The organism is Clostridium sp. SGI.024, assembly GCF_050315195.1.
Classification (GTDB): Bacteria; Bacillota; Clostridia; order Clostridiales; family Clostridiaceae; genus Clostridium.
In genome coordinates this window covers 1-5,392 of record NZ_JBNPON010000107.1, presented here as the reverse complement: position 1 = coordinate 5,392, position 5,392 = coordinate 1, and the positions used below count along the sequence as shown (strand labels likewise).

At 28.0% G+C, this 5,392-nt stretch carries 8 protein-coding genes; all 8 read left to right on the top strand.

What is annotated here, in order from left to right; all coding sequences use genetic code 11:
* The first annotated feature begins 212 nt into the window (after window positions 1-212).
* A complete protein-coding gene (locus ACQRD5_RS16615) occupies window positions 213-422 on the top strand; it encodes a helix-turn-helix transcriptional regulator (protein ID WP_291630419.1) in 210 nt (69 codons plus the stop codon).
* Window positions 416-895: a hypothetical protein gene (locus ACQRD5_RS16610; RefSeq protein WP_427747079.1), complete on the top strand. Its 480-nt coding sequence runs from the start codon at window positions 416-418 to the stop codon at window positions 893-895. Before ACQRD5_RS16615 ends, ACQRD5_RS16610 begins: the two co-directional genes overlap by 7 nt.
* A gap of 18 nt (window positions 896-913) precedes the next feature.
* The gene (locus tag ACQRD5_RS16605; protein WP_427747078.1) at window positions 914-1,126 is read left to right on the top strand and encodes a hypothetical protein; all 213 of its coding nucleotides are present in this window, start codon (window positions 914-916) and stop codon (window positions 1,124-1,126) included.
* A 94-nt stretch (window positions 1,127-1,220) separates the two neighbouring features.
* Complete coding sequence (locus ACQRD5_RS16600) at window positions 1,221-2,096, top strand: hydrogenase small subunit (RefSeq protein WP_427747077.1); 876 nt, start codon at window positions 1,221-1,223, stop codon at window positions 2,094-2,096.
* 9 nt (window positions 2,097-2,105) lie between these two features.
* Window positions 2,106-3,497 carry a nickel-dependent hydrogenase large subunit gene (locus ACQRD5_RS16595; RefSeq protein WP_427747076.1) on the top strand — a complete coding sequence of 464 codons (1,392 nt, stop codon included), beginning with the start codon at window positions 2,106-2,108 and terminating at the stop codon, window positions 3,495-3,497.
* Window positions 3,494-3,949, top strand: a complete 456-nt coding sequence (locus tag ACQRD5_RS16590; protein WP_427747075.1) for a hydrogenase maturation protease — start codon at window positions 3,494-3,496, stop codon at window positions 3,947-3,949. The genes ACQRD5_RS16595 and ACQRD5_RS16590 overlap by 4 nt, the downstream gene beginning before the upstream one ends.
* Window positions 3,950-3,951: 2 nt before the next feature.
* Complete coding sequence (locus ACQRD5_RS16585) at window positions 3,952-4,212, top strand: hypothetical protein (RefSeq protein WP_291630430.1); 261 nt, start codon at window positions 3,952-3,954, stop codon at window positions 4,210-4,212.
* A partial coding sequence (locus tag ACQRD5_RS16580; protein ID WP_427747074.1) for a Sua5/YciO/YrdC/YwlC family protein occupies window positions 4,202-5,392 on the top strand: 1,191 nt, incomplete at its 3' end. The genes ACQRD5_RS16585 and ACQRD5_RS16580, both read left to right, overlap by 11 nt.

The window sequence follows — 5,392 nt, the reverse complement described above, 5'->3', positions numbered from 1 at the left end:
ATCATATCTAGAAAATCATTCAGAAATTCATATATATAACGTGTTATTCCTCAGAAGAAATTAGATTTTCCATTTGTTTATCACAGCTTTTTTTATTATCTTTTAATATTAAAAAGTTATTAGAAAAATAATGTAAAATATGCTTGACATTAAATGTAAAGCAAACTATACTTAAATTGTAAAGTTTACTTTACCTACTAGGAGGTGCAAATTTGAAAACTAGGATACAAGATTTAAGAAAAGAACGTAAGATAACACAAAATGAGTTGGCAGATGCTTTAGATGTAACTAGGCAAACAATAATATCACTAGAAAGTGGAAAATATAAGGCATCCTTAGTACTTGCTCACAAAATTTCTCAATATTTTGGATTAAAAATAGAAGATGTATTTATTTTTGAGGGAGATGAAAATTTATGTTAGGTATGTTTTGTGGTAGTGACTGTAAAACTAATGAAGAATATAAAGGGGTTATAAAAGAAAGGATAGTATTATTTATAGGAATAGTAATTCTTGGATTAATAACATTAGTTATAACACTTTTTGGAGATAGATATTTAAATTTAAAGATTAGCGAAAAGATGATATCTACTTACTCAGGCTTTGGAACTGGATTAACAGTGGTAGGTGTAGTACTATTAATTAAAAACATTCGAATCTTAAAGAATGAAGAGAAAATTAGAAAGGCTCGTATTAGTAATACTGATGAAAGAATTAAGGCTATAAGCTTAAGGGCATCAAGATTTGCATTAGCAGTAATGTTAGTAAGTATGTATTTGGTAGCTTTAATTGGTGGTTTATGGTATCCAATTCTAACCCAAGTTTTATTTGGTATAATATCAGTTTTTTTATTATCATACTTAATTGCCTATATAATAATATCAAAAAAAATTTAATAGGGGTAGGGAATATTTATGAGAAAATTAAATAATTATATTTGTTTTGGGTTATTAATTAATGCTTTTTGGATAATATCTAAACAGTTCTTTCAATTACCAGAATTCATAAATGGATTTTGTGTAGGATTATCAATTGTATTATTACTGTTAGGAGCCTATAGAGAAAATCATAATATAAATAAATTGAAAAATTTTAAAAGAAAAATTATTTTAAGGTTAAGACACTAATAAATTAAGGGAGTAGTAATATACTTCCTTTTTTTAATATTTAAAAGTATTTCTGCATAAATTATATTAAATAATGTAATGGAGTAATACTAAGTTGAATAATAAAAAAAAATGTTTTTTTAATGAAGCTAAATTAAAGACGGCAAGAACATTTCAAGAAGATGTTTTAAAAATGGTTAAAAGAAAAGAAGCTAAAATCATGAATGCTATGTGGCTTGAGGTAACTGGTTGTTCTGGGAATATAATTTCTCTATTAAATAGTGAAAATCCTGGTTTGTATAATATTCTAACTGATATAGTGAATATTACTTTCAACAATACACTTATGGGCAACGAAGGAAATTTAGCATTTGAAAACTTTTTAGAAACACTTGATACAGAATTTATATTACTGGTAGATGGAGCAGTAGCGACAAAAGAAAAGGGATTTTATAATATTATTGCAAATTATAATGGAAAACCTATTACTGCTTTAGAGGCAGTAGAACTAGCAACTGAAAAAGCAAAATATGTTGTAGCTGTAGGAACTTGTGCATGTTATGGTGGAATCTCTGCAGCAGCTCCAAATCCTTCTGAAAGTAAAAGTGTACAGGATATTACAAATAAAAAAGTTATTAAGTTGCCAGGATGCCCATGTCATCCTGATTGGGTAGTGGGAACTTTAGCTCACTTAATTGGATATGGAATTCCAGAATTAGATAGCGATGGGAGACCAATTCTTTTTTATGGCTTTACAATTCACGATACTTGTACTAGAAGAGGGCTTTTTGAAAAAGGAATTTTCGCAGAAAAGTTTGGAGATGAAGGTTGTATGATTAAAATTGGATGTAAGGGGCCTGTTACAAAAACTGATTGTCCTAGAAGGAAGTGGAATGGATATGTTAATTGGCCTATTGGTGATAATACCACTTGTATAGGGTGTGCAAAGTCAACCTTTCCAGATGGCAATGAACCTTTTGTTAAATATTAAGGAGGAATTATGGGAAAAAGAATTACTATAGATCCAGTTACAAGAATAAGTGGTTTTTTAGATGTTAGAGCAGAAGTTAAAGAGGATATAATTGTGCAAGCAACAGCTAGTGGGTTACTTTTTAGGGGATTTGAAAAGATGTTAAAGGGCAGGCCAGCATTAGATGCTATATATTTTACTGAAAGAATTTGTGGCATATGCTCAACTGCACATTCCATGGCTTCCACCCTAGCTTTAGAAGATGCATTAAAGATACAAGTTACTTTAAATGATAGTTATATAAGAGATATTATGCATGGATTTGAATTTATTCAAAATCATTTAAGACATTTCTATCTTATGTCTATTCCAAGTTATGCAAGAATTTCTAGTGTGAAATTAGTTGAAAATAATCAATATAAAGACTTTAGGCTTCCCAAGGAAATAAATGATGTTATAGACAAACACTATATTAAAAGTATTGAGTTTAGTAGATTGGCTCATGAAGGATTAGCAGTATTAGGAGGAAAGGCCCCTCATAACCATGGGATTTTTGTAGGTGGGGTTACAGTAAATATAGATGCTTATAAATTAGAAAAGGTCAAAAGTATTATTAAAAAAATTAATGAATTTGTTTCAAATGAAATGATAGAAGATGTAGAGACCATAGCTAAATATTATTCAGATTATTTTAAAAAGGGTATATCATATCCTAATTTTATGAGTTTTGGTGTTTTTGATAAGTATGCAGAAGCTGATATTACTTATGTTAAACCTGGAGTAATAAAGGATAATATTAGATATGAGCTAGATCCTAATAAAATTACTGAACAAATTCAATATTCTTGGTATAAACAAGATCAAAATTTTGAAGAAGTAGATTTATCTAAGGTTGATGCATATACCTTTGTAAAGACACCTAGGTATGATGGATTACCAATGGAAGTTGGACCATTAGCAAGATTAATTGTATCTGGAGAATACACAGGGGGACATTCATCTATGGATAGAAATATAGCAAGAGTTTTAGAAACAAAGAAGATATTAAATATTTTAGGAAATTTAGCAGAAAGAGTAGAGTTAAAACCTAATAATCAAAAAGTTTATCAAGTTCCAGACAAAGCATATGGTGTGGGTCTTATAGATACTACAAGAGGAGCATTAGGACATTGGATAGAAATAGAAAATAAGTTAATTAAACATTATAATATTATAACTCCAACAGTATGGAATCTTTCTCCTAAGGATGAATTAAACAATCCTGGACCTATAGAAAGAGCCTTGATTGGCTGTAAAATAAATAATATTAATGAACCAGTAGAAATAGGAAGGGTTGTAAGATCATATGATCCTTGTGTATCTTGTGCAACTCACTTAATTGGAAGTAAAGGTGATATTAAAATAGTAGAGGTTTTAGTATGAGCCTTAAACTTATAGCAATTGGAAATGTACTTATGAAGGATGATGCTATAGGAATAAAAGTAGCAGAAGAAATAGAGATAGAACTTTTAAAACTTGGAGTTAATGTTATATATGGAGAAACAAATATTCAACATTGTATATCAAGTATAGAAAAGGATGATTATATAATAATTTTAGATTCAGCTTATTATGGAAAAGGTATAGGAGAAATAACAATTGAAGATATAGATAAATTTACTTCTAATAAGGTTGAAGCTTCTCAGCATAAGTATAGCTTCTTAGATTTATTAAAGCTTTATTATCCTAATATTAAAGGAATAATTTTAGGTATTGAGGTTGAAGAAATTTATTTGGACATTGGCTTAAGTAATAATTTGAAAAAGAGTTTCAAATCAATTTCTAATAATATTTTAAATAATATAAAAAAAATTATAAATGAGAGGAATATTTAATTATGCATGATACTTTTTTATTAAATAAAATTTCAGAATCAGTAAAGGAAATATGTAAAGATAATAATATAAAAAGAGTAAATAGCTTATCTATTTCTGTAAATAATAAGAGCCATGTTAATAATAGAAATCTTTATGAACAATTTAGAACTGATTGCAATGATTTAGTAGGTACATGGACGAATATTCATATTCAAAGAGATGAAACACCAAGCCAAACTGCTATTATACTAAAAATTGAAGGTGAGCAGTTTGAAGAGTAATGAAGAAGAAATAAAAGCTCTTCAATACTTAATAAATATAGATGGTATTGTACAAGGGGTAGGCTTTAGACCCTTTGTGTATAGAAAAGCAAAGGAATATAAAATATCAGGATATGTAAAAAATTTAGGAGGATCTGTAGAGATTTATTGTAAAGGAACAAAAAATAATTTAAAAGAATTTATATTAAGCATTTTAAATGATATGCCACCTATTTCTAAAATTGAAAAGTTTCAATGTAGATTTATTAGAAATAATGATAGTTATAAAAATGATTTATATACAAGTAGTTTTGTAATTGAGGAAAGTGTTAATGAAAAAATCTTTCCAAAGTTTATTTCTCCTGATATTTCAATTTGTGAAAATTGCTTAAATGACATGAAAGAAAATAAATCTAATAGATATAAATATGCTTTTACTAACTGTACTGACTGTGGGCCAAGGTATTCTATAATTAAGAGCCTTCCATATGATAGACATTATACTACTATGAAAAAATTTATTATGTGCAAGGAATGTAATGATGAATACAACAATCCATTAAGGCGGAGATTTCATGCAGAGCCAAATTGTTGTGATAAATGTGGACCGAGGCTTTGGTTAACAGATAATAAGGGAGTAAAAAATATATGTGAAAATCCAATTAATGAAGCTAAAAAACTTCTTAAAGAAGGTAAGATATTAGCAATTAAAGGCATAGGGGGATTTCATTTAGTTTGTGATGGAAGAAATGAAGAATCAATTAATATTCTTCGGAAGAAAAAACGTAGAAGTCATAAGCCACTAGCTGTTATGGTAAGAGACATTAATCTTGTTAAGGAGATATGTGAAGTATCTTCTAAAGAAGAAATAGTACTAAAAAGTAATAAAAGACCTATTGTAATTTTGAAAAAGAAATTTCCATTTTTACTACCAGAAGCTATAGCACCAAAACAAAATTCTCTAGGGGTTATGCTTCCATATGCAGGCTTACATTATTTATTACTAGAGGAAGATTTAGATTTTTTAATTATGACTAGTGGAAATATAAGTAATATGTCAATGGAATATAAAAATGAGGAAGCTTTAAATAATTTAAAGGATGTAGCAGATTATTTTTTATTTCATGATAGAGATATTTATATAGAAGAAGATGATTCAGTAGTTAAAGTTATAGATAGTAGTGAGAAAGTTATAAGAAGA

What these genes read in the sequence shown, in the direction of transcription:
- ACQRD5_RS16590 (WP_427747075.1), top strand. Translation starts at nt 3,494, where the DNA reads ATGAGCCTTAAACTTATAGCAATTGGAAATGTACTTATGAAGGATGAT.
- ACQRD5_RS16595 (WP_427747076.1), top strand. Translation starts at nt 2,106, where the DNA reads ATGGGAAAAAGAATTACTATAGATCCAGTTACAAGAATAAGTGGTTTT.
- ACQRD5_RS16585 (WP_291630430.1), top strand. Translation starts at nt 3,952, where the DNA reads ATGCATGATACTTTTTTATTAAATAAAATTTCAGAATCAGTAAAGGAA.
- ACQRD5_RS16610 (WP_427747079.1), top strand. Translation starts at nt 416, where the DNA reads ATGTTAGGTATGTTTTGTGGTAGTGACTGTAAAACTAATGAAGAATAT.
- ACQRD5_RS16605 (WP_427747078.1), top strand. Translation starts at nt 914, where the DNA reads ATGAGAAAATTAAATAATTATATTTGTTTTGGGTTATTAATTAATGCT.